Source organism: Enterococcus sp. AZ141 (assembly GCF_051714385.1).
In the GTDB taxonomy this organism is placed as follows: domain Bacteria; phylum Bacillota; class Bacilli; order Lactobacillales; family Enterococcaceae; genus Enterococcus_D; species Enterococcus_D entomosocium.
The window spans coordinates 3,232,771-3,256,754 of sequence record NZ_JBIORT010000001.1 but is presented as its reverse complement, the minus strand read 5'-3'; the positions used below and the strand labels follow the sequence as shown (position 1 = coordinate 3,256,754).

Genomic DNA, 23,984 nt, shown 5'->3' with positions numbered 1-23,984 from the left:
TTGGTCACTGATTTTTATATAACAAAAAAACACCGTGCATCATCTTTGAAGGAAGATGTGGTGACCCCAAAAGTTCGATTTTTTGGTCTAACTTTTGGGGTCATCTCAAGATGCACGGTGTTTTGAGTCGTTAAATTTGTTTTTTGATTTGTTCGTAACTTGCTTCAGCATCTTTGCACTTTGCCCAGATAACCGCTTTTCCTTGTTCTCGAGATGCAGCAAGATCAATGATTCGTTGATTGCTGCTACCACGAAACTGCAAGTTAAGGTTTCGCTTGCTGAGTTCAAAACGGCCGTCCACCAAAATATCAATTTTGGATAAAAGTTCTAGTTTGTCAGGGGTCTCCAAGAGCAGTTCTTCGTAAGTGTAGCCTGACCAGCTCCAAATGTCCTTGCTATGACCAAATTCGGCGCGAACGCGATCAACAACTTTCAGACAGACCGTCGTGTTCAAGAAAGGTTCGCCGCCTAGGAGGGTCAGTCCTTGAACATAGTCATGTCGCAGATCCTCAATGATTCGATCCTCTAGCTCTTGGGTAAAAGGTGTGCCGTAGCGAAAGTTTTGGACGGCTTTGTTGAAACAGCCTTCACAAGCAAACAGGCAGCCGCTCACATATAAACTATTTCGGATGCCTTCACCGTCCACAAAGTTGAAGGCTTTGTAATCAGCAATATAATTTTGACTGTACTCGTTTGCTTTCCATTCTTGGGGCTTAGGATTTCTCATACGAAAACTTCTTTCTATTGTGAATTACAGGGGTTGTTCGATAAAAGGAGTGTAGAAGAAATCTAACACTCCTTTTATGATTATTCTTGCAAATGTTTGACCCGAGCAGAGATTTCTTTGTGACGACCGTTGACCATCGGGCGAGCTTGAGGATTTCCAAGATACCCGCAGGTTCTTTTGACAACATCACAACTTTTTGGATCGTGATTGCCACATTGTGGACATTCAAAGCCTCGTTCGGTTGGATTAAAGTCTCCTTCATATCCGCACTCGTAACAGTGATCGATAGGGGTATTTGTTCCAAGATAAGCGACCCGATCATATGCGTAATCCCAAACTGCTTCTAACGCTTTTGGATTTTGCTGCAAGACTGGATATTCACAGTAATGAATAAAGCCACCAGAACAGTATTTTGGATAGTCCTTTTCAAAATCAAGTTTCTCAAATGGTGTCGGATTTTTCCGCACATCATAGTGGAAGCTATTGGTATAATATTCTTTGTCGGTAATATTTTCAACTTCACCGAATTTTTCGGTATCTAAGCGACAGAAACGATCGGTCAAGCTTTCACTAGGGGTCGAGTACACACTGAAATGATAGCCGTATTCATCGCCCCAGGCATCGGCATGAGCTTTCAATTCTTTCACGATCGCCATCGTAAAGGCCTTTGCTTCTGGGTCTTGTTCCCAAGTTCCACCGTAAAAAGCCGAAGCAGCTTCGTATAAACCAATGTAACCAAGCGAAACAGTGGCACGTTTGTTTTTGAATAATTCGTTGACATTGTCTTTGCGATCCAAACGTTCACCGAAAGCCCCATACATATAAAGGATCGGCGCATTGGCGGGACTCGCTTCTTTACAGCGTTCCACTCGATAGACAAGGGCATCTTTAACGATTTGCAGACGGTCCTCCAGCAGTGACCAGAATTTTTCTTGATCGCCATTTGCTTCTAAGGCGATCCGTGGAATATTCAATGTCACGACACCTAGATTCATCCGACCGACATTGATTTCTTCACCACGTTCGTTTTTCCAGCCTTGCAAGAAAGAACGACAGCCCATCGGCACTTTAAAGCTGCCAGTCAATTCAACCAATTTATCATAATTTAAAATATCCGGATACATCCGTTTAGTGGCACATTCTAAAGCCAGTTCTTTAATATCATAGTTCGGATCGGTAGGTGCCAAGTTGACCCCACGGCGAATACTAAAAATCAATTTCGGGAAAATAGCAGTACGCTTTTCACTGCCTAACCCGTTGATGCGAATTTGGAGAATCGCTCGTTGAATTTCCCGTTCGAACCAGTTGGTTCCTAAACCAAAGCCAAGGGAAGTAAACGGCGTTTGTCCGTTAGAGGTGAATAACGTATTGATTTCGTATTCTAGACTTTGCATTGCATCGTAGATATCTTTGCGGGTTTTGCTCTTCGCGTAAGCTTCCCGACGTTCGGGTGTCTCAATCCATTCTTCGGCATCTTTTAAATGTTTTTGGTAATTCAACTCAGCAAAAGGAGCCAATAATTCATCTGTTCGATCAGCAGAACAGCCACCATATTGACTCGATGCTACATTTGCAATGATTTGTGAGATTTGAGCGGTGGCCGTTTGGATCGATTTTGGCGATTCCACTTCGGCGTTCCCAATTTTAAATCCATTATTTAGCATGCCTTTAAAATCGATTAGGCAGCAGTTAGTCATTGGGGTATATGGATGATAATCCAAGTCATGGTAATGAATGTCGCCTTTTTGGTGGGCATTTGCCACGTGAGGAGGCAGCATTTTCAAACCAATCGATTTTCCTACGATCCCAGCGGTCAAATCACGTTGTGTGTTGAACACGTTACTATCCTTATTGGCATTTTCATTGACGACCGATTGATCTTTATTCATCAATTTATTGATCGTAAAGTTGATGTCTGTTGCTTTGCTGCGTTCGAAATCACGATGGGTCCGGTAGTTGATATATTCTTCAGCCAAGGCATACTCGTTCTTTGCTAACAAGATATGCTCGACGATATTTTGGATCTCATAGATTTTTACATTTGTACGAAAACGTTCCGCGATCTCGTGATCGACACTGTCAACGATCTCGGTGATTTTTTCGTGGTCGATGGGAGAAAGCTCACCGTTGATTTTTCTCAGGGCTTTCACTAACGCATCATAAATTTTTTGATCATCAAAATCGACAAGCCGTCCATCACGTTTTACGATTTTTAACTGACGCAAAGCGGACTGTCTTTCCAACCCTTGCTCAGGATTTCTCTTAATGTTCATCATTTCTACCACTCCTTATCTTCCACAATATAATAAAACAAATTGTAGAAATGAGCAACTATATATAGTAGTCGAAAAGGGTTTGTGTTTTGGATATACACAATATATGGTGTATATTCATTGAGGTGTTTTCGAGAAAACTTGATAAGATTAAGGATTTGGTTGTTCCATGTTTCACATAATGAATAAAAACTTTTTTAAATTTATTTTTTCTCTGTTTTGAAGCAGAAGTATTCAATGATAAAGTATGCTACCATAAGGAGAGAATTTTTTTAAAGGAGGGTTCTGTGTGAAAAATATGATCGATGTGAAGCATCTGACAAAAAGTTACGGCACCCGTTTCAATCAAACCAAAGTATTAGATAACCTTTCTTTTGCAGTGGATCAAGGAGAATTTGTTGGGGTCATGGGGCCAAGCGGTGCTGGGAAAACGACCTTGATGAATCTTTTGTCTTCAATCATGCGACCTAGCTTAGGCTCGATCTATATCGATGGCAAAGACATTACCCGAATGTCGGAAAAAGCCCTCAGCGATTTTCGCCGTCAGCAGATTGGCTTCATCTTTCAAGATTTTAATCTTTTAGAGACATTGACAGCCAGAGACAATATTTTGCTGCCTTTAGCGATTGATCGCTTGCCCGTGAAGGAAACCCAAGTACGTATCGAGGAGACGGCCAATTTGTTAGGGATCGAACACTTGTTGGATCGCTACCCAGAAGAATTGTCTGTAGGGCAAAAACAAAGGGTCGCTGCTGCTCGGGCGATCATCAGTCGTCCGGCGGTCCTTTTTGCTGATGAACCCACGGGAGCCCTTGATTCAAAAGCGGCAACAGAATTGTTACGGTATTTAGCGCAAATCAATCAACAAGAAAAAACGACGATCTTGATGGTCACCCACGATCCTTTTACCGCCAGCTACTGCAATCGGATTCTGTTCATTCGCGATGGTGTCTTCTTTGCGGAAGTTGTCAAAAAAGGCAGCCGTCAGGAATTTTTCGAAAAAATCATCGATATGCAGGCTACGATTGGAGGCGGTCCGCGCCATGTTGTTTAAAATCGGCTGGCGGAGTTTTTTGCGGCAGTTTCGCAATTATATGGTGTATTTTATTTGTATGATGACCGCCGTGATGATTTTTTATTCCTTTAACGCCTTGATGAATGATCGTCTGCTGAATCAACGGGTCCAGCAAGACATCCGCATTGAAGGGGTTTTAGGATTCGGCAGCAGTGTGGTTGCCTTTGTCGTCTTGTTTTTTATGCTGAGTGCCAATCATTTTTTTCTTAGTCAGCGACAAAAAGAAATCAGTGTTTACCAGCTTTTGGGGTTGCGGCAAGGTCGTCTTGCTTGGCTGTTGCTACGGGAAACGTTTTTACTAAATTTTTTCTCTCTAGTGACCGGTATCTTTATGGGAATTATTTTTTCAAAATTCTTCTCAATGATTTTGATTCGGGCGATGGGCCTAAATTTGACCAGTCATTTCTTTAATTCACCGCAATCGATTTTTTCGACGGTCTTTGTCTTTATCGCCGCAATGATTATATTGAGTATTCAAGTGATCCTTTTTGTTTGGCGTACCCCAATGAGTGAATTGATCAAGACCGAATACCGCTTACCGATCAAAAAAATGAAAATGACTCCGTTTCGTACATTGATGGGGGTCCTAGGTCTGATTTTACTTGGGGTAGGGTATTATCTGTCATTGACCCTAAGGGAAACATGGACCAACTATATCACGTATACGCAAGATTTTTCAGCGATTCTATGGATCCCTTTACTGATTCTATTTTGCTGTATAACGGCAACCTATCTCTTTTTTGATTGTTCCTTGCCAGCACTATTGTATTTTTTGAGTAAACCAAAAAAACGCCTTATCAAAGGGGCGAAGTTGATTGCTTACAATAACGTGCGTGCTTACTTGCAAAGGACGTGGAAAAGCTACGCCCTTTTGACGATCATCACTGCAATCGCGATTTCATTGATCGGGGGAACAATGGGGGTCATCTCTTTGAATTACCAAGCAACGAACCGTATCTATCCAACTTCCTTTCAGGTGTCAGGAGAGCAGGCAGGGGCCTTGCGTACCCTTTTAGAAAAGTCGGATGTGCCAATTACAGCGGAACAAGCAATTCCCTACAAAATGACCAATATGACGGTGCAGACACGCTACCTAGGAGAATTGCAAGATGAAAGTGTCGAAAATATGATGGTGAATCTGGTGGCACTTTCGGATTATCAGCGTCTGCGAAAACTGGTTCCGGGTGCTCCTGAGATTCGACTGAGTACTGATAAGCAAGCTGTACTTTTTGACAGTCAATACGACGTAACTCGTTCATTTATCACATATCGCGATGAAGTCAAAGTCGGCAGTCAGCATAATTTTAAACTCATTCAAGCCGAACAAGATTATTTTGGTGATAGTGCTTTACGCTATTCTTTACCCAATGTCCTTGTCATTCAAGATGAGGCGTACCAACAAATCAAAGGATTCACCTATACCATTGCTTATTTACAGACCGAAAAGGTGCAAACAGACGCGTTGACACAGTTGTTGGATGAAGAGCTGCCAATCGAGTGGGCGCATCCATTGACCTATGAATTTAGCGACGACCAAAAAAACGTACGCTTTTATCCAGAGACCGCTCGGGATTCAAGTAGTGATAGTGGTCAGACGACCGCATATCGGATAACGTTAGCCAATCGCTTTACAACAATGCGCGGGGTGCGACGACAAGCAGGAATCATTTTGTTCGTATCGCTATTTGTTGGGGTGATCGTTTTGATCACCACGTCTAGTAGTTTGATCGTTCGGCAATTTTCTAACACGGAGCGGGAAAAGTACAATTACCGACTATTGACAAAATTAGGCTACACCCGTAATGAAGTGCGCAAGTTGGTGTACTGGCAAAACATTTGGATTTTTATGCCTGGCACCTTATTGGCGATTTTGCATGCGGTATTTGCCATCAATACTTTCACACAGATCATCGATAGTCCCGGGTATTGGGTTGCTCATTTGTTTGCAGCAGTGGCAGCAGTCGTCTATCTGTTTGCCTATTTGATTACCGTCAAGCTGTGTCTGCGGATTATTGAAACTTGATCTATTTATACGATAAAACGATTCTAGGAAACTAGGATCGTTTTTTTCATTTAACCAATCTTTTTGTATTTCCCTCTGGTACCAGATTAAGAGAATGGTATAATCATAATCAATGAGACAAAGGAGGAAGCAAGATGGAGAAAAAAGAAGAACAGCTTTTAATAGACCTAACGACTGCACGTGGGGTTCCTGGGAATGAGGAGGAAGTGCGTGAAGTCTTTAAAGAATATGCCAAAGACTTTGCTGAAGATATCTTTTTTGATGGTTTAGGAAGTGTCATTGCCAAACATGTTGGTGATGGCGGCGGTCCGAAAATTTTTATTTCGGGACATATGGATGAAGTCGGCTTTATGGTAACGAAAATTACGGAAAAAGGCTTTATCGAATTTCAAACCCTTGGTGGCTGGTGGGGGCAAGTGATGCTGGCACAGCAAGTGGAGATCAAAACCAATGATGGCAAATTGATCCACGGTGTCGTCGGCTCAAAACCACCCCATGTGTTGAGTCCAGAGACTCGAAACAAACCTTACGATATCAAAGATATGTTCATCGATATCGGCGCGTCAAGCGAAGAGGAAGCCAAAGGCTGGGGCATCCGTCCTGGAGACATGATCACCCCCTATATCCAATACAAACGGATGAACGACAGCAAATTTTTGCTAGCCAAAGCATGGGACAATCGAATCGGTACGGCGGTATCACTACGGGTATTAGAAACCTTGGCAGCCGAAGGACATCCAAACTGCTTGTTTGCCGGCAGTGACGTGATGGAAGAAGTTGGACTACGAGGTGCGCGAACAAGCACTCACTTAGTGAATCCTGATATCGCTATCGCCCTAGATACTGGTACCGCTGGGGACACACCTGGAATGACACCAAAAGAAGCGGATTCTGTGTTAGGCAAAGGCCCACAAGTCTTGATTTTCGATGCTTCCATGATTCCTCACAAGAAATTATTGGATTTTGTGATCGATGTCGCCGAAGAGATGGAAATTCCTTTCCAATATACCGTGATCACTGGTGGGGGAACCGATGCTGGTCAAATGCATTTGACTCGTGATGGGGTTCCTTCGATCGCTATTACTGTGCCAGTTCGTTACCTGCATTCTCATACTTCTGTCATTCATGAGGATGACTACTTCAATACAGTCAAGCTTGTAACGGAAGTGGTTCGCCGCTTAGACGATAAGACCGTTAAAGCATTGCGCAGTTATTAAGGTGAGTCTATGAGATCAAATACAATGATTCGAGAGACGGCTAAAAACTCCTTGCGCGGATTCTGGGGAACGTTCGTCTTAAGTATTTTAGCAACGGTTGCGGTACAAGCGGTGGTCAGCTCGCTTTTTAGTAGTATTGGGACTTCTTTTGGTGCAAACAATGCAGAGAGCTGGATCGATCTGATCTTGGACAATTTTGTCTTCTTTGCTTTTTCAGTAGCATTGAGTATTATGGCACTCTATCTGGTTCGTGGCAGAGGAATCCAGGTGGCGGATATTTTTCTCGTCTTTGATAAGCGTCTGTATGTACCGTTTTTGCTACTAAATTTAGTGAGCGCGCTTTTAAATTATCTTTTGAGTTTTGCGATTTTCTTGCCGCAATTTGTCTTATCAGGCCTTAATCAATATTTGGGCTTGGTATTCAATTTTAATCGGGGAATTTCTATTGATGTATCGATGTTTAACGGTTCGATCGCTTTTGTTATTGGGACGATTCTCTCCATCATCTTGTTCTTCTTTTTGTCGCAAGTCGTTACTGGTGTGATCCAATTAGCAATCTATCTACGCTATGATCAGCCGGAATTAGGGGTTCTTCAGTCTATCAAAGTAGCCTTTGCTCTCTTGCGACCGCATCTGGGGCAATACATTTGGCTGCAGTTATCACTGATTGGTTGGTTTATTCTGGGTTTCTTGGCGCTTTTGATCGGGATGTTGTGGGCAAACGCCTATGCGTATGCGGTCAACGCAGCATTCTATGAAGAATTGATCAATGAACAACGAGCGCTGATCAGATAAGCAAAAAAAGACGACGTACCATTGAAATGGTTCCTTAAGGATAGAGTTGAACACTCATTCAAGGGATTCATCAATAGACGTCGTTTTTTTCTCATTTTCTTGATCCTTTTTCGCAAAAAAAATGGTCAGATTTTAGTCAAATCAGCTGAGATGTGATAGCATAAAAGAAGTAGAAAATCAGCTGGAGCCAAAGAGGAGGAAACACATGTGAAAATAACTGTCTTAGGTTGTTTAGGTGCCTATCCGTATAATGGTGAAGGGACTACTGGCTATTTAGTAGAGTCAGATGGCTTTCATTTGCTGCTTGATGCGGGAAGTACCACCTTGGTCCAATTAGAAAAGATCCTTGATCCCTTAGACTTAGATGCAGTGATTTTGACACATTACCATCACGATCATATTGCGGATCTGGGGGTATTACAATACTATTGGCAATTATATCCCGAAAACGAAGAACGGCAGGTTTTGCCGATCTACGGTCATGGGGAGGACAGGGTTCATTTTGAAAGTCTGACGATGCCGGGAGTGACCCAAGGATTTGATTACCTTCAGTCTGAGTCGTTGGAATTGGGCCCTTTCACCATTACCTTTATGAAAACGATCCATCCAGTCACTTGCTATGCCATGCGATTTGTTGAGAAAAGCACGGGCAAGGTCTTTGTTTTTACTGGAGACTCTGGCTATTTAGAATCTTTCGTTCCGTTTGCTGAAGGGGCTGACTTATTCTTGGCAGATACCTATCTTTTTGCAGGAAATGAGCGGCACAAGGCTCATTTTACTTCAAAAGAAGCAGGGGAGATCGCCCATGCAGCGCAGGTGAAAAAATTAATGTTGACGCATTTGCCGCAACATGGTGACTTAGAACAGTTACGAGAAGAGGCTGCACTAGCTGCCAATGGAATCCCTGTTGAGTTGGCGGCTGTTCAAAAAATAGTAGAAATCATCTAATTAGGAGGAACAAATAGTATGCTTTTTGTACCGAATGAACTGAACGACCCACGCATCAATTTAGCCATCGAGATTTTTCTTCTTCAAGAAATGAAAGTGGATGAACCCATCTTACTTTTTTACATTAATGAACCATCGATTATCATTGGACGCAATCAAAATACGATCGAAGAGATCAATAAGGAATATGTGGATGAACATGGGATTCATGTCGTTCGTCGTTTCAGCGGCGGCGGTGCAGTCTATCATGATTTCGGAAACTTGAATTTCAGCTTTATTATGCCTGACGATGGCAATTCTTTCAGAGATTTTGAAAAACTGACCAAACCAATCGTCCAAGCCTTGCATGAGATGGGGGTTGAAGGGGCGCAACTAAAAGGGCGCAACGATCTTGTGATCAATGACATGAAGTTTTCTGGGAATGCGATGTACGCAACGAATGGCCGGATGTTTGCTCATGGGACGATCATGTTTGACAGTGACATCAATGAAGTGGTCAACGCCTTGAAAGTCCGCAAAGACAAAATCGAATCAAAAGGCATCAAATCGATCCGCTCAAGAGTGACCAACATCAAACCATTCTTGCCAAAAGAGAAGCAAGATATGACGACTGAAGAGTTCCGTCAAGAAATCTTATTGAAGATTTTTGGTGTCGATTCCGTGGAAGAAGTCAAAACCTATGAACTGACTGAAGAGGATTGGGTCAAGATCAATGAGATTTCCGATAAGTATTATCGCAACTGGGATTGGAATTACGGTAAATCTCCAGCTTTTGATATTGAACGCCGTCATCGCTTCCCAATCGGCTCCATCGAAGTTCGTTTGAATGTGGCAGAAGGAAAAATCACGGATGCCAAAATCTTTGGCGACTTTTTCGGACTAGGGGACATTGCAGATGTCGAACAAGCCCTGATCGGTACTCGTTATGCCAAGGAAGATTTGGCACAAGTCATCGCCAACATTGATGTCAAAAAATATTTTGGCAACATCACGCCTGAAGATTTTCTTTCATTGATTTATTAATCAAAAAACGAAGCAGCCTTTTCAATCTGGCTGCTTCGTTTTTTCTATTAGTATGCGCGGGCGATCCAAACGGTATGCTTGGCAGGTTTGCCACTGACGATATCGACTGTTTTTTCCATTGGTGCTTCAAACGGAATGTTTCGGGTAGTAAAGCCGGTTTCTTCTTTGATTTTCGCTTCCGTTTCTTCCGAGCCGTCCCAACCGATCAAAACAAAGCCAGTCACTTTGTCTTCTTGTTTGCACGTTTCGATATGGGCTTTTAGTTCATCCAATGTATCGATGTTGGTGTACTCATTATCTTTGTTACGTTCCTTCGCAGCTGCCAATAAGCGTGGGGTCATTGCTTGCAGTTCTTGATCAACGAAGGCTTCCAAGTCCTCAAGGGCGACTGTTTGCTTGTCAGCCAAGTCGCGGACTTTGACCATCACTTTGCCAGCTTCTAAATCTCTTGGGCCACATTCGATTCGCAAGCAAGCGCCTTTTAGTTCCCATTCATTGAACTTATAGCCAGGTGAGTTATCAGAATCATCCAATCGAACACGAATGCCCTTGGCTTTAAAGTTGGCATACAGTTCTACTAATTTTTCTAAGATGGCTGGATTCTTTTTCCATGGACCGACTGGTAACAACACAACTTGGGTTGGTGCAATGGTTGGTGGGAAAACTAACCCATTTTCATCGCCATGGGTCATGATCAAGGCCCCCAACAAGCGGGTAGAGACACCCCAAGAGGTTGTGTGGGCATGGACATGCTTGTTTTCTTTCGTTAAATACGTAATATCAAATGCTTCAGCAAATTTTGTCCCCATGTAGTGGCTGGTTCCTGCTTGGACTGCTTTGCCGTCTTTCATCATCGCTTCGATCGAATAAGTATCAACTGCTCCAGCAAAACGCTCAGAAGGGGTTTTTTGTCCGCGATAAACAGGGATCGCTAGGAATTCTTCGCAAAGGCGGGCATATTCATCCAAGATTTTCATGGTGCGTTGACGTGCATCTTCTTCGTTTTCATGAGCGGTATGGCCTTCTTGCCATAAAAACTCTGAGGTACGCAAGAAAGGCAATGTTTTCTTTTCCCAACGAAAGACGTTTGCCCATTGATTGATTTCATAAGGCAGGTCACGGTAGGAGTTGATCCAATCAGAAAAGGCAGAGCCAATCATGGTTTCTGAGGTTGGACGCAAGGCCAAAGGTTCTTCCAATTTTTCATTGCCGACTTCTGTGACCCATGGCAATTCAGGCGCAAAACCTTCAATATGATCGGCTTCTTTCATAAAGAAATTTTGCGGAATCAGCATTGGGAAGTACGCATTACGAATGCCCTCTTTTTTCAAGAATCGATTGAACTCTTCTTGGATATGCTCCCAAAGTTCGAAGCCGTCAGGACGGAAAATAATGGAGCCTTTCACTGGGGAGTAAGCCATCAATTCGGCTTTTTGGATCGTTTGGATATACCATTCTGTAAAATCATTTTTTTGTGTCATTCTTTTTCCTCCTTAAAAAAATAAAAAAGCATCTCGTCCTAAAAAAGGACGAAATGCTTGGATTTCGCGGTACCACCTTTGTTGATTATCTATCGGGATAATCCAACTCGTAAAGGATAAGGCCTTTCCACCGACCGTTTTGCGGTCATTGCCATTGGGTAGGTTCATTTTATCAGTGGGTGTCGATTTTTCAGCTGCCATCGACTCTCTAAGACCATCATAAAACTACTATTCCAATGCTTGTTGCTGTTCTTTATCATGCTAAAGCGAAAAAGAGAAAAAAGCAAGAGTTTTTTCGCTTTTTCTTAAAATCGCTCCTTTAAAACTAATGTAGCAAGACGGTCAGTCGAAAGACAGCGGATCTATTTTCGCCCTAAGTGTCAAATGCAAGAGGTGAAGCCCGTCAGTTTCTTCAATCCGGATACTTCCTTGGTAGGCTAAACAAAGTTGTTCTAGCATTTGCATGTCAGCCTGCATCGCTTGTCGTTTGGTTTCATTGTTCTGTAGTTTTTCTCCTTCTTCATTTGAGAGAAGCGGCATTTGGCAGTCGATATGCAACTGGCCGTTCGTGTCATTCACCCTCAACGCGAGTCTTCGCTTTTGAGGATCAGTGACCGCACAAGAGTATCGGATGGCGTACTCTAGGCAATGAGCGATCAAGGATAGACGATCATTTTCCGCCAATTGTTCCAGTGGTTCTATGATGCCATCACAGGCAAAGGTGATCCTTTTTTGAGCAGCTGTGTGTTTATAATTAGCAAGCAGCATCGTCGTGAGTGATTCTTTTTCAACGGAAGGACTCGTTAACTGCTGCTTGATCTGTTCTTCAATCTCACTAAGGCCTTCATAGGCCGCTGCCAACTGCTGATCTTCTAACATATCCTTGACCGTATGGGTTCTTTGTTTGATGGTCCGTAAAACTTGCTGCCATTTTAACGTTTGTTCAGGGCTGATCGCTTGTTGGTTCTCATATAAACGCACTTTGATGTCTGCCGTATCGATCTGCTTATTTTTACCCTCGCTGGCAAAAAAGAGTTCAAGGAAGCCGTAGCAAGTAAAAATGATAATTAATAAGAAAAAGATGATCGAACGCCAATTAATATCAGATTGTGGCAAAACTAAAATATCCTGAATATACAAGAAACAATGACCAATAGCCGCAATCACGATCCAAGGCGCACAAATGACATAAAAAGGATTTTTTTTCAATGCTTCATAGATTGCTGCAAAAGAAGTAATGAAGGTACTGGTAATATTCAACAAGAACATATAATTCATGATGACGGGCAAACTTTGTGCTTGGAAAAGTGCGAAAAGTATCGCTAATAGACCGAATGAATAGTGGAAGTATAACCATTTCTGGTAGTACTTACGAATAAAATGCATATTTGTACAGTAAAAGCCGATCAAGAACATTGGTGTAATAATAGAAAGAATATTTAACATTACGGAGTTGACGATCGGGGGAAACAGTAGTCCACCAAGCATATCGCTGAAGCCCGCTTCCAAGCCTGCTGTTAAGGCAAAGCCGCTGAATAAGAGAGAAGATATTTTCAGCCTTCGTTGATTGATAAAAGAAACTAAGACATAAAATAAATTGATGATACAAATAAAACCAGTAAATAAAAGAATGTAAATATTTAAAATTGACAGACTGAAGACATAGCCGATCAGTGCATTTGCAGGGCCAAAAAAGACTTCTGCTGGGAAGCCAGAATAGGTGTCAAAAGGACTAGTCACGTATATTTTCAAGGTTTTACCAACATAATCCTCAGGCAAGGTGATAAAAGACAATGTTTTGCCTGGATGATTGAGAGTCAGTGGATCATTGGGCTCATCGTTGGTGTAAATTTCTTGATCATCGAGATAGACAGTCATGTGTTGATGATCGCCAATTAGTAACATTGTAGGGTATTTATAATCGTTGGTCATTTTTCGCTTCATCACAAAACGATCATTGGCTTTTACACTAGGTAAATGTTTCACATAACGGCTAATAAAAGTAGATTCGGGATTGTCCTCAGCATAGAAAATCCAGTCTTCCTTTTTCTCCACTGCATGGATATCAGAAGTTGGGAATAAAAAAAGAACGAGAAAAAAGACAATACTTCCCAGTAAAAATAGGACCAGAAGGATGAAGGGAATCCAACGCTTAAAAAAAAAACTTGTTATTTAAAAAAGGCATACTTTTTCTCCTCTGTTTTTTAATCGCCTTTAGCATAATATAAATAATTAAATAAAGTCAAATAATAATCGAGTAATCTTCGTATAAAAATTCAATGAAACGTTTTTAAATATTTGAAAAAAATAGAGTTATGTTATAGAATCATAAAAGAAACTGAGGTTTAGAAGGAGAATAGAAAATGAAGCTTTTTCCAAAACAAAGTATCATGCTCTCACTTTTTGTACTGATGTTCATGCTGCTGTCTGTACTAATTGTGGTGATCCCACATGCGTTTGGTTTCACAATGGCTATTGTTGCTAGTGATGCAATGGAACCGACATATTCTGAAGGGACACTCCTTTTTGTAAAAAAAGCTTCTGAAGATAATTTAGTGGTTGGCAACGAAGTAACGTATTATGTTGATCAAGGTAGACAGATGCGGACGCGGCGAATCGTTGCGGTTGGGGAAAATCAATCGGTGCTCTACACCATTGGCGACAATCAAAATCAGATGGAACCAAACGAAATTCAAAAAAGTCAATTGATTGGCCAGCCGATATTTTATATTCCCAAAGTAGGGGCCTGGTTGAACCAAACGACGATCCAGCTGTTTAAAAACATGTATCTTCTTTTTGCCTTGTATATATTAGCAACAACGATGTTTGTTACGTTTTACCAAATCAAATCTGGCTCAGTAAAAAAGACGATCACTTCTTAATAAATCAATGAAAAAAGACAAAGAAACACTTACGTTTCTTTGTCTTTTTGTCTCTTTCCCCTTTATAGGATGAGTGTTCCGCCAAGTCCCACCATCAAACATAAGGATAAAAACAGCGTATCCATAAAAGTGATTCGAAATGTCTTGGCATAAGTTCGCTTTCCTTCACCGTCGAAACCTCTTGAAAGCATTGCCGTCGCCAAAAGTTCGGACCAGCGAATGGATTTGACGAGTAAAGGAACCAACATTTTGAAAGAAAACGAATTGACTGAGATTCCTCTGGAACGCATGCTATTGCGGATGTTTTGATACTCTGCTGGAATGATCGGAGCAATTTGAAACGCAGCGAGCAGACCGTACGCAAAAACGGCAGGCAGGTGCAGCTGTTGCTGCAGCGAATAAATCAATTCATTGATCGTGGTCGTCACACTGAAAGAACTGCCCAGAATACCGAAGCAGTAGATTCGGCTCGCCATGTCAAGCCCATAGTGAATAGCTGCCGTTGAGGAGGGAGCGCCTTGATGGTCTTGATAGTAAAGGAGACCAGTGAAAAAGACCCCTACAGCTGCCAATGTCAATGCAGAAAAGAGCAAAAGACTTTTTTTCAAGGAGCGCTCTTTTACAGTAATAACGAAGAATAGGACAGAGAGCAATAAATTCAATCTGAAATTATTTTGAAAAGAAACCACTAAGGCGAGTCCTAAAATGGCGAATAACTTGACTGTGGGATTGAGTGTACGCATCTGCGACCTCCTTTTGATAGCAATTGAAATCAATGATTTGCGAGCAAAACTGTTGCAACAATAAGACATCGTGACTAACGATCAAAACTAACGTGCCAGTGGTTGCTTTAGCAGCTAATAGTTCCATGATCTGCCAAGCTTGTGTGACATCTTGACCATATGTCGGCTCGTCTACTAGCAGTAGGTCGACCGGGCGCTGCAGTAAGGAGGCAACAGCCAAGCGCCGTTGCTGTCCTTGACTCAGTAGAAAAGGCGACTGGGCACTCTTGTTTTGCAGACGCAATTTTTCGAGTAGTTTGTCGCTCTCGGTCGGGGCGCTTCCTTGGCTAAGCTCTTGCGCAACGGTAGCTGCCAAAAATTGGTCTTGCGGATTTTGCATGATCCAACTGATGGAGCGAAAAGGTGACGGATACTTCTTGATTGGTTTACCTGCCAAAAAAATATCCCCCTTATAGGCCTGCTGCTGTAAAATAGCTTTTAAAAACGAAGACTTGCCGCTGCCGCTACGTCCAGTGATTCCAATCAGTGAGCCCTTATCAAAGGCAAGATCTGGGAAAACAATTTCATGGTTTCGGATGGGTAATCGGAAATTTTGAAATGAAAGCCGTTTTTCGTTAGAAGTCGATTTAATGTTCACAAGCGGCAGCGACTTGCGTAGGTGCTGATCAAGTTGGCGGAGCGCTGCTTGATTGATCGTTCTGAATTCCTCTTCAATCAGCAGCCACTCATCGACCCAGTTAGCGGTCTCTTTGATTTGATGATCGATCAATAAAATACCAAGAGCATTTTTGTGTTGGATTTGCTGCAGTTTTCGTATGACTTTTTGACTTGTGTCGGAATCCAAATTGGCAAAGGGTTCGTCCAAAAGCAAGTATCGACTTTTTAATATCAGACAACAAGCCAATGCGGCTAACTGTTTTTCACCACCAGACAAGGTCGTGAAAGGTTGATCAGCAAGGTGAGTAATCTCGCAAAATGCCAAAGCTTCAGCCACTTTGTTTGGCATGTCTTTTTGGGGAATACATTGATTCTCTAAACAGAAAAGCAACTCTTCTCGCGGTGTTGCCATGCAAAATTGCATATCAGGATTTTGAAACAATAAGCTGACGGACGTGCTTCTTTCCCGGATGGAAAGCTGGTTCATCGTTTGGCCGTCAATCGTATACGTCCCTCCATCAAACCCCTTCTCATTTAGTCCCGCTAAGAGATGGAAAAGGGTGCTTTTTCCTGTTCCTGAAGCACCATAAATCCCTTTTGTTTCACCAGGGGCCAAAGACAGAGTCAATTCAAGTCGCTTTTGATCCACCAAAAAACTGCCGTTTTTTACCGACAGGCTCATGCGGTTTTCCGTTTGACGATGACCGTTTGATCTTCAGCAATGGGGTAACTGTTGAGAACCCCCATCCGTGTCAGGTGGTCACAGACGATCTTCACTAAAAAGGCTGAAAAGAATAACGAAGAAAGCAAGCGAATAAGAAAGATCGCCAACAGCAACTGCCATTGTAGGTTAATGAAATTTGACCGAATGATTCCCCAAAGAAAACTCGTGATCGTGGCGCCCACGGCTCCAGTAACTAAAGGGAACCACCCGTAGCGTCGGTAGCGGCCTAATGCAAAGCCGGCTTCTGTTCCGATCCCCTGTACAAAACCGCTAATAAAAATGATAGGTCCATAAAAATTTCCCATAAACACTTCTAAAAGAGCCGCAATCATTTCAGTGATCGTAGCTGCTCCCGGCTTACGTAGCACATATCCGGCAAAAGCTGCCGCCATGAACCAAACACCAAAGATAAACTCATTGGCTAAGACAGATAAACCAAAGGGCGTTAGAAGCGTACCTAACAACAATCCGAAATGGACAGCCCCAAGATAGATCACGCCAAAAATCAACGAAGCAATTCCTACCATGATGACATCTTTCAAAGCCCACTTAGTCATGTGGCATCGCCTCCTTTTTTGAAGGGCTATTGACCGAAACAGTCGCTTCCAGAACATAGTGGGGGAGATGGTCATGGGCATAAGCTAATGCGGCTTCAAAATACGCAAAGAGTTGGCTTGCTGATCCGGTCAGCATCGTCACATAGTGAGCGGAACGAGGGCTCAAGCCATGAGTCTCTGCCAGTTGGACGATCGTGGCGATTTCTTCCATATAATGATTTTCGCCAAATACGTAAAACGAATATTTGCAATCAACCAAAAAGTCACCATTCGCAAGGTTCTTTCCTTTATTGGGTTGCGCCTGTTCGCCATTCAAGAATGTGTCACCCGCAGTGTCTCCGGGACAGCCTTTGGAAAAAGTGAACTCACCCACGAGGTGTGTCTTTGATTCGTAGGCGTTGATAAATAGCGCCTCTGCTGCGTCTATGACACTAGGCGCTTCCCCTCGAAAAAGGGTACTGAACAGATCGGTCTGCTGCCAAACAGCGCTCGTATTCGTTTTTTCGATACTTGTTAAAATTTGTTGCGCGAAATGGTCTTTCATTGGGTACAAGCTAACTCGGCACCCCGTGATATCGATCCCATCTGCCGCACAGGCGATTGGTTCATTTGTCATTTTTCTCTTCTCCTCTCGATGGTTTTTCTGTCTACAAAAAAAGCGTTCCTCCTTTTTCTATCCACACGTAGACAGAAAAAATGGGAACGCGAAAAATCATGCGCTGCCACTTCCCTACGTTGGTACTAACCAAATCAGGTTCTAAGGGACCAGACATACGTCTATCTCAGCATAAAGCGCCCCTAGTGGATAATCTTGTATTCAATTACCCCTCGAGTGTAGCACAGGAGGCGACAAAGGACAATAGATAGCAATTTTCGTCATTTGCCGATTGTTGCCGAATCAACCGATCCATTCAGTAAGTTAATAATGATATCAGCAGTGGTACATATGAAAGTTTTTACATATAAAAAAACATCTTGAAAAGCTGTTGACAAGGAGTAAATAGTTGTGTAAAGTAGAAAACCGATGGTAAAACGTAAACGTTACGTTTTGTTTTTGTAAATCGTAATTGATTTATCAGTGTTTTGCCGAGGAAAAGGAAATATGGAAAAATAAAAAGGAGTGTATTTTGAAAATGAAGAAGTTTTTTAAAATAACGATGTTATCAACAGTAGCCCTAGCTTTGGCGGCCTGTGGACAAGGAGGCTCTGATGCAACTGAACAATCAGGCAACGCTGCTTCTGATAATGAACAAATCCAGGTCATGGCTACGTTTTATCCGATGTATGATTTTACTCGTCAAGTTGTAGGGGATGAAGGGGAGGTTGAATTATTGATGCCCGCGGGCACTGATTCCCACGATTATGAACCTTCTGCAAAAGATATGGCAAAGATCCAAGATGCGGATGTTTTCGTCTACAACAACGAGAACATGGAAATGTGGGTTCCTTCGATTGAAGCCACGTTAAATGACGGGGATGTGACAGTGGTTAAAGCCACAGAAGGAATGGTCCTGTTACCCGGTGACGATGACCACGACCACGATCACGATCACGATCATGACCACGACGATGATGGTCATTCTCATGAATTAGATCCCCATGTCTGGTTAGCCCCAAGCTTAGCCATGAAACAAGTAGAGGCGATCCGTGACCAGCTGAGTGAGGCTTATCCAGCGAAAGCGACAGCCTTTGCTGAAAATGCTGCAAATTATTTAGCACAGTTACAAGATCTTCATGAATCGTATGAAGAAGCATTTAGCAATCCGGCGCAAAATCATTTTGTAACGCAGCACGCCGCTTTTGGTTATTTAGCTTTAGAATACGGATTGACCCAAGTTCCGATCTCCGGTCTTTCACCAAGTGAAGAGCCTTCCGCTTCACGGATCGCAGAACTAAAAGAGTTCGTTCAAGAAACAGGCATTCAGACGATCTATTTTGAAGAAAATGCCAAAGACAGCATTGCCCGGACGTTAGCGTCAGAAGCAGGAGTCGAACTGGCTGTTTTGAATCCATTAGAAGGCTTGACCCAAGAGCAGATGGATAACGGGGAAGACTACATTTCAATTATGGAGCAAAACCGCGATGCCTTGAGAAAAACCACCGATGTAGCAAATGACAAAGAAATGGCTGAAGCCGAAAAAGAAAAAACAGTTTATAACGGCTACTTTGAGGATGCCGATGTACAAGACCGTCCTTTATCTGACTGGGCAGGAGACTGGCAATCCGTTTACCCATTTTTACAAGACGGAACATTGGATCAAGTGTTTGATTATAAAGCAAAAATGGACAAGAAAATGACAGCTGACGAATACAAAGAGTATTATACGACAGGGTATCAAACGGATGTTGCTCAGATCAAGATCACAGACAATACAATGACATTTATTTTTGATGATGGTACAGAGAAAGAAGCCAAGTATGTGTATACTGGCAAAGAGGTTTTGAACTACTCAGCTGGTAATCGTGGCGTACGCTTCTTTTTTGAAAGCACCGATGAAGATGCGGCGTTCAAATATATCCAATTTAGCGACCATATGATCGCACCAGGTGCTTCACATCATTTCCATATCTACTTTGGCAACGAGAGTCATGAAGCGTTACTAGAGGAAATGGAGCATTGGCCGACCTATTACCCAACGGGGATGAGCGGATTAGAAATTGCACAGGAAATGCTTTCCCATTAAAAAAAAGATTGACAATCCTCGCTCTTTTCGTCAAAGTAAACTTGATAGGAAGGAGCGAGATTTTTTTGGAAAAAACATTGAAGAAATTAGCGAAAGTGATTGACCGGATGATGGATCACGTTGATTTGTATGGCGGACCCAGTGTGGTTAGTGACGACGATCTTGAGCATTACTTAGATCCTGTTTTTTACTTGATCTTTTGCGCGGAAACAGATGGCGGCATGACCAAACTAAAAGACAAAGTCTTTGTTGAATGGGTATATACTGAAATGCTGCCTCAAGAAGTACCGTACAGTCTAAATTTTCTTCCGTTTGCCAAAACAGCCATTGAAGACTTTTATTACTGCATGTATAAAGAAAAGCATATTACCAAATCGCAATACCTAGAAATTGCCTTTGTATTGGCTGAAAAACAACCTATCTTTTTCGCTCGGATGTCCAAACCACAGTTTTGGTCAGCTGAAAAGAAAGAAGCGATGTTAGCAATGATTAAAGACACCGATCCCGAAGAACATGATCTATTGCCCGTTGATGACCCACGGATTGCTGCAATCTCGCCAAAAATCGTCCCATTTCCAACAAAACATACGGCCTTTGATGACGCAGCAGATACGCCGGTCGCCTATCAGGTCCGTATTGATTTAGAAGGATACCGTCCGCCAATTTGGCGTCGTTTGATTATTCCTGCAGGGCTGACCTATGAACAGCTACATATTTTGATCCAGATTGCCTTTGAGTGGATGAATCAACATTTGTATTTGTTTATTGCCGGCTCGAAATCGATCGGCTTAGGCAATTCCGTTCCAACGGATGCGTCCGCTATTGACCAAGATTTTCAGTATTGTAAGTCCATGACCTATATTTATGATATGGGGGCAGATTGGACACATAAGATCAAGATTGAAAAAGTGTTGACAGCAGAGGATCATCCGAATCCGGTCGTCCCGGTTTGTATCAAAGCTGTGGGCGATGTCCCGATCGAAGATGCCTTTGATGATGATATCCGTGAACCACTGGATCGTGAGATCATCAATGAAGTTTTACTCGATTATTGGGAAACAGGAGAATATGTTTAACTAGTAGTTAGGAAATTGTCCGTAATTTTACAAGAATCAAACAGCACAACCACCAGACCGTAACGGTTCTGGTGGTTTTTTAGTGGTTTCCTATCAAAGGCGCTTCTTGATATACTCTGTCATCGGTTTGGTGTAGCACGAGAAGTCTGTTGGTTGCGCATGTACCTCATTGATCCGATTTGCTAGAAGATAACCGATGTAAGGTCCCGTCGTTAAACCGGAAGAACCTAGCCCGCTGGCGGCGAACAAATTCGTTTCATCAGGCACTTCCCCAAAGAAAGGCGCAAAATCAGAGGTGTAAGCGCGTGTGCCGACTCGCATAGTCATTGGGGCAGCAAAGAGTGCTTCGGGGTCTTCAAGGAAAGCACCGATTCCTGTCATCAATTGCTGCTGGGCTGCTTCAGTAGGTGTCAAATCCCAACCAGCATCATTTTCATGAGTAGCGCCTAATAAAATTTGACCATTAGAGAAGGGAATCAAGTCGCCTTCGCCTTCTAGCATGGCGACCGGCCAACTGTTTGTCGGCAGGTTGGTGGCAAAAGAGAGCAACTGGCCTTTTTGCGGACGGATATCAACCTGATACCCTAAAGGTGATAACAAGTCTAGTAATCCCGGTCCAGCTGTCAGGCAAAGAATCTCGGTCTCAAGAAAGTGATCCTTGGTTTTGATTTGCCAATGGTGGCCGGTTCTGACGATCTCAGCTTTTTCTTCAATAAAAGTCACTTGCTGCTGCTGAGCGTTTGCTTTTAAGTGGGCAAGATAAGCCTGACCATCTAAGCGGCCACCGCCTGTGATTCGTAAAGAGGGCATTTCTTTTAGTAATGGCAATACCTCTTTGGTTTGTGAGCCCGTCAGTAAGTCGATTTCGCCGATTCCTGGTGCCGCCTTACGTCGATTTTCAGCTAATTCTGCCAGTTCTTGAAGCGCCTTTTCTGGTCGCACTACCAAAGTGCCACATGGGGCATAGATGGATTCATCTAAAGCAAAATCCCGTACCAATTTCGGGAAGAAAGCGGCTCCGTCTTGTGCTAACTGGTACCATTTTTTATTGCGGCGTTTGGATAGCCAAGGGGAAATGATGCCAGCGCTGGCAGATGTTGCTTGACCGATGAGGGAATCAATGACAGTCACGTCAAATTTGGTTTTATCAAGATAATTGGCGAGGGTCAAACCGATGATCCCACCGCCGATAATCATAACTTTTTTCATAGTAGAAGACTCCTTTGTTTGATTTCATTGAAAAGCGAATAAAAAGCGAAAGTTCTCTTAATGCCGTTTTCTTTGCGTACTTAATTGCGTATAATAAGGAAATGGAAAAGAGGGTATTATGCAAACTATTCAAACAGTCTTAAAAGAACATTTTGGCTATTCACAGTTTCGTGAAGGTCAAGAAACGATTATTCAATCTATTTTAACACAACAAAATGTTTTGGGAATCATGCCCACAGGTGGAGGGAAATCCATTTGTTATCAATTGCCAGCGCTCTTGCTGGATGGAGTGACCTTGGTCATCTCCCCTTTGATTTCATTAATGAAAGACCAAGTAGATAGCCTCGTTGATATGGGGATCCCAGCAGCGTATATCAATTCTTCCTTGACAGGAGCACAGATCAATCAACGCTTGCAAGAAGCACGCCAAGGGCGAATCAAACTGCTGTATGTTTCGCCAGAACGCTTAGACTCAGAATCTTTCCGCTACTCATTGCGGCAGATGCCGATCGCTTTATTGGCCGTTGATGAAGCCCACTGTATTTCCCAATGGGGACATGATTTTCGCCCGAGCTATCTGCGACTCGCCGAAACGATCGAAAACTGGGAGCAGAAGCCAACGATCGTTGCCCTTACCGCGACAGCTACACCCAAAGTTGCCGAAGACATCGAAAACTTACTTTCAATTCCGGCAGAAAATCAAGTCAAAACCGGGTTTGCTCGGGAAAATTTGGCTTTTCAAGTCGTCAAGGATCAAAAAGATACCTACATCACAACGTATTTGAAAATGAACCAAGGACAATCAGGTATCATTTACGCCAGTACCCGCAAGGAAGTGGAACGGATCTATCACCTGTTGAAACATGAACGCGTGTCCGTCGGGTATTACCATGGCGGACTTTCAGAAGAAGAGCGCTCATTTTTCCAAGAAGAATTTCTTTATGACCGCCTGCAAGTGATGGTAGCGACCAATGCATTCGGGATGGGAATCAACAAAAGCAATGTCCGTTTCGTGATCCATGCCCAGATACCTGGAAATTTGGAGTCTTATTATCAGGAAGCCGGGCGTGCCGGACGAGACGGCGAACCCAGTGATGCGATCTTACTTTATGCTCCACAAGACATGCAGATTCAGCAATTTTTTATCGATCAATCCGAATCAGATATTCTTTATCGCCAAAACGAATACTTGAAATTGCGGGAGATGAGCCAATACGGACATACCCAACTGTGCTTACAGCGCTATATTTTGCGTTATTTTGGAGAAGATGGACCCGATTGCGGTCGTTGCAGCAATTGCCTTGATGAAAGAGAACAAGTGGATATCACAGTGGATACACAAAAAGTGTTGTCATGTGTGAAACGAATGGGCGAACGCTTCGGGAAAGCCTTGGTGGGGAAAGTGCTAACGGGCTCTGGCGACCAAAAAGTCAAACAGTGGGGCTTTGAAAAGTTACCAACTTATGGATTAATGAAAGATTGGTCTCAAAAGGAAGTCAATCAGCTGATCGATTATTTAACAGCATCAGGGTATCTTTTGCCGTCAGAAGGGCAATACCCTTTGTTAAGTGTGACCAATGCGGGGATTGATGTGTTGCTTGGAAAAGCAAAAGTTTATAGAAAACAAACCAAAGTCAAACAGTTAGTGGTTGATGATGAACTGTTCGATCAACTGCGCACCTTACGATTGAATCTCGCACAAGAACAAAATTTGCCGCCGTATGTCGTTTTTTCTGATAAAACACTGCGAGAATTGGCGGAAGTTCAGCCAAAAACGCCGATCGATTTTTTACAGATCAAAGGGGTTGGCCAAAACAAATTGGATAAGTATGGCGATGCCTTTTTAGCATTGCTTTCTGAATACGAAAAGACGGAAAGTGATTAAAATAG

The 23,984-nt window shown here is 42.8% G+C and carries 19 protein-coding genes, 1 riboswitch and 1 other annotated feature; of the genes, 10 read left to right on the top strand and 9 right to left on the bottom strand.

The features are described from left to right. Nucleotides 1-130: 130 nt before the first annotated feature. A complete protein-coding gene (gene nrdG / locus IGI89_RS14990; protein WP_005236608.1) occupies nt 131-727 on the bottom strand; it encodes an anaerobic ribonucleoside-triphosphate reductase activating protein in 597 nt (198 codons plus the stop codon). Between the two features lie 80 nt (nt 728-807). Further along, nucleotides 808-3,003, bottom strand: a complete 2,196-nt coding sequence (nrdD, locus tag IGI89_RS14985) for an anaerobic ribonucleoside-triphosphate reductase (protein WP_005236607.1) — start codon at nt 3,001-3,003, stop codon at nt 808-810. A gap of 286 nt (nt 3,004-3,289) precedes the next feature. On the opposite strand from nrdD, the gene IGI89_RS14980 reads away from it, so the two are divergent. The 6 genes from IGI89_RS14980 to IGI89_RS14955 all read left to right on the top strand — a co-directional run bounded on the left by IGI89_RS14980 (nt 3,290) and on the right by IGI89_RS14955 (nt 10,081). Then, nucleotides 3,290-4,054: an ABC transporter ATP-binding protein gene (locus IGI89_RS14980; protein ID WP_005236606.1), complete on the top strand. Its 765-nt coding sequence runs from the start codon at nt 3,290-3,292 to the stop codon at nt 4,052-4,054. Beyond that, nucleotides 4,044-6,098 carry an FtsX-like permease family protein gene (locus IGI89_RS14975; protein WP_438735809.1) on the top strand — a complete coding sequence of 685 codons (2,055 nt, stop codon included), beginning with the start codon at nt 4,044-4,046 and terminating at the stop codon, nt 6,096-6,098. Before IGI89_RS14980 ends, IGI89_RS14975 begins: the two co-directional genes overlap by 11 nt. 134 nt (nt 6,099-6,232) lie before the next feature. Then, nucleotides 6,233-7,315 carry a M42 family metallopeptidase gene (locus tag IGI89_RS14970; RefSeq protein ID WP_005236602.1) on the top strand — a complete coding sequence of 361 codons (1,083 nt, stop codon included), beginning with the start codon at nt 6,233-6,235 and terminating at the stop codon, nt 7,313-7,315. Nucleotides 7,316-7,324: 9 nt separating this feature from the next. Beyond that, the gene (locus tag IGI89_RS14965; RefSeq protein WP_253271647.1) at nt 7,325-8,110 is read left to right on the top strand and encodes a DUF975 family protein; all 786 of its coding nucleotides are present in this window, start codon (nt 7,325-7,327) and stop codon (nt 8,108-8,110) included. 207 nt (nt 8,111-8,317) lie between these two features. After that, a complete protein-coding gene (locus tag IGI89_RS14960; RefSeq protein WP_005236590.1) occupies nt 8,318-9,058 on the top strand; it encodes an MBL fold metallo-hydrolase in 741 nt (246 codons plus the stop codon). A gap of 18 nt (nt 9,059-9,076) precedes the next feature. Next, nucleotides 9,077-10,081: a lipoate--protein ligase gene (locus tag IGI89_RS14955; protein ID WP_005236575.1), complete on the top strand. Its 1,005-nt coding sequence runs from the start codon at nt 9,077-9,079 to the stop codon at nt 10,079-10,081. 47 nt (nt 10,082-10,128) lie between these two features. Here IGI89_RS14955 and proS read toward each other — a convergent pair whose 3' ends face one another. Next, nucleotides 10,129-11,562, bottom strand: coding sequence for a proline--tRNA ligase (gene proS / locus IGI89_RS14950; RefSeq protein ID WP_438735808.1), 1,434 nt, complete (start codon nt 11,560-11,562; stop codon nt 10,129-10,131). A gap of 41 nt (nt 11,563-11,603) precedes the next feature. Continuing rightward, nucleotides 11,604-11,808 (bottom strand) — a binding site (T-box leader). Between the two features lie 96 nt (nt 11,809-11,904). Then, nucleotides 11,905-13,617 carry a hypothetical protein gene (locus IGI89_RS14945; protein WP_438735807.1) on the bottom strand — a complete coding sequence of 571 codons (1,713 nt, stop codon included), beginning with the start codon at nt 13,615-13,617 and terminating at the stop codon, nt 11,905-11,907. Nucleotides 13,618-13,925: 308 nt separating this feature from the next. On the opposite strand from IGI89_RS14945, the gene IGI89_RS14940 reads away from it, so the two are divergent. Then, a complete protein-coding gene (locus tag IGI89_RS14940) occupies nt 13,926-14,444 on the top strand; it encodes a signal peptidase I (RefSeq protein ID WP_016613282.1) in 519 nt (172 codons plus the stop codon). Nucleotides 14,445-14,506: 62 nt separating this feature from the next. Here IGI89_RS14940 and IGI89_RS14935 read toward each other — a convergent pair whose 3' ends face one another. From IGI89_RS14935 to IGI89_RS14920, 4 genes are read right to left on the bottom strand one after another with little or no spacing between them, the layout of a single operon-like run. Next, complete coding sequence (locus IGI89_RS14935; protein WP_429961827.1) at nt 14,507-15,187, bottom strand: energy-coupling factor transporter transmembrane component T; 681 nt, start codon at nt 15,185-15,187, stop codon at nt 14,507-14,509. After that, nucleotides 15,114-16,526 (bottom strand): ABC transporter ATP-binding protein, encoded by a 1,413-nt coding sequence (locus tag IGI89_RS14930; RefSeq protein WP_438735806.1) that lies wholly within the window; start codon nt 16,524-16,526, stop codon nt 15,114-15,116. Before IGI89_RS14930 ends, IGI89_RS14935 begins: the two co-directional genes overlap by 74 nt. Further along, entirely contained in the window at nt 16,523-17,125 is a 603-nt protein-coding gene (locus IGI89_RS14925; protein ID WP_005236560.1) for an ECF transporter S component, read from the bottom strand. Before IGI89_RS14925 ends, IGI89_RS14930 begins: the two co-directional genes overlap by 4 nt. Further along, a complete protein-coding gene (locus IGI89_RS14920) occupies nt 17,118-17,741 on the bottom strand; it encodes a YkoF family thiamine/hydroxymethylpyrimidine-binding protein (protein ID WP_005236559.1) in 624 nt (207 codons plus the stop codon). The genes IGI89_RS14925 and IGI89_RS14920 overlap by 8 nt, the downstream gene beginning before the upstream one ends. Before the next feature lie 94 nt (nt 17,742-17,835). Continuing rightward, a riboswitch (TPP riboswitch) is annotated at nt 17,836-17,935 on the bottom strand. Nucleotides 17,936-18,258: 323 nt separating this feature from the next. On the opposite strand from IGI89_RS14920, the gene IGI89_RS14915 reads away from it, so the two are divergent. Continuing rightward, nucleotides 18,259-19,809, top strand: coding sequence for a metal ABC transporter solute-binding protein, Zn/Mn family (locus IGI89_RS14915; RefSeq protein WP_438735805.1), 1,551 nt, complete (start codon nt 18,259-18,261; stop codon nt 19,807-19,809). A gap of 65 nt (nt 19,810-19,874) precedes the next feature. Further along, nucleotides 19,875-20,885, top strand: a complete 1,011-nt coding sequence (locus tag IGI89_RS14910; RefSeq protein WP_008381564.1) for a plasmid pRiA4b ORF-3 family protein — start codon at nt 19,875-19,877, stop codon at nt 20,883-20,885. Nucleotides 20,886-20,978: 93 nt separating this feature from the next. Here the strand turns inward: IGI89_RS14910 and IGI89_RS14905 are convergent, their stop codons facing one another. Further along, on the bottom strand, nt 20,979-22,094 hold the full coding sequence (locus IGI89_RS14905; RefSeq protein WP_438735804.1) for an NAD(P)/FAD-dependent oxidoreductase: 1,116 nt from the start codon (nt 22,092-22,094) through the stop codon (nt 20,979-20,981). Between the two features lie 118 nt (nt 22,095-22,212). Between IGI89_RS14905 and recQ the strand changes: the two genes are divergently transcribed. Then, complete coding sequence (recQ, locus tag IGI89_RS14900) at nt 22,213-23,979, top strand: DNA helicase RecQ (RefSeq protein WP_005236551.1); 1,767 nt, start codon at nt 22,213-22,215, stop codon at nt 23,977-23,979. Nucleotides 23,980-23,984 lie beyond the last annotated feature (5 nt).

Coding starts and splice junctions, on each gene's coding strand:
- IGI89_RS14965 (WP_253271647.1), top strand. CDS start 7,325: ATGAGATCAAATACAATGATTCGAGAGACGGCTAAAAACTCCTTGCGC.
- IGI89_RS14915 (WP_438735805.1), top strand. CDS start 18,259: ATGAAGAAGTTTTTTAAAATAACGATGTTATCAACAGTAGCCCTAGCT.
- IGI89_RS14930 (WP_438735806.1), bottom strand. CDS start 16,526: ATGAGCCTGTCGGTAAAAAACGGCAGTTTTTTGGTGGATCAAAAGCGA.
- nrdG (WP_005236608.1), bottom strand. CDS start 727: ATGAGAAATCCTAAGCCCCAAGAATGGAAAGCAAACGAGTACAGTCAA.
- IGI89_RS14975 (WP_438735809.1), top strand. CDS start 4,044: ATGTTGTTTAAAATCGGCTGGCGGAGTTTTTTGCGGCAGTTTCGCAAT.
- recQ (WP_005236551.1), top strand. CDS start 22,213: ATGCAAACTATTCAAACAGTCTTAAAAGAACATTTTGGCTATTCACAG.
- IGI89_RS14920 (WP_005236559.1), bottom strand. CDS start 17,741: ATGACAAATGAACCAATCGCCTGTGCGGCAGATGGGATCGATATCACG.
- IGI89_RS14925 (WP_005236560.1), bottom strand. CDS start 17,125: ATGACTAAGTGGGCTTTGAAAGATGTCATCATGGTAGGAATTGCTTCG.
- nrdD (WP_005236607.1), bottom strand. CDS start 3,003: ATGATGAACATTAAGAGAAATCCTGAGCAAGGGTTGGAAAGACAGTCC.
- IGI89_RS14935 (WP_429961827.1), bottom strand. CDS start 15,187: ATGCGTACACTCAATCCCACAGTCAAGTTATTCGCCATTTTAGGACTC.
- IGI89_RS14955 (WP_005236575.1), top strand. CDS start 9,077: ATGCTTTTTGTACCGAATGAACTGAACGACCCACGCATCAATTTAGCC.
- IGI89_RS14970 (WP_005236602.1), top strand. CDS start 6,233: ATGGAGAAAAAAGAAGAACAGCTTTTAATAGACCTAACGACTGCACGT.
- proS (WP_438735808.1), bottom strand. CDS start 11,562: ATGACACAAAAAAATGATTTTACAGAATGGTATATCCAAACGATCCAA.
- IGI89_RS14905 (WP_438735804.1), bottom strand. CDS start 22,094: ATGAAAAAAGTTATGATTATCGGCGGTGGGATCATCGGTTTGACCCTC.
- IGI89_RS14940 (WP_016613282.1), top strand. CDS start 13,926: ATGAAGCTTTTTCCAAAACAAAGTATCATGCTCTCACTTTTTGTACTG.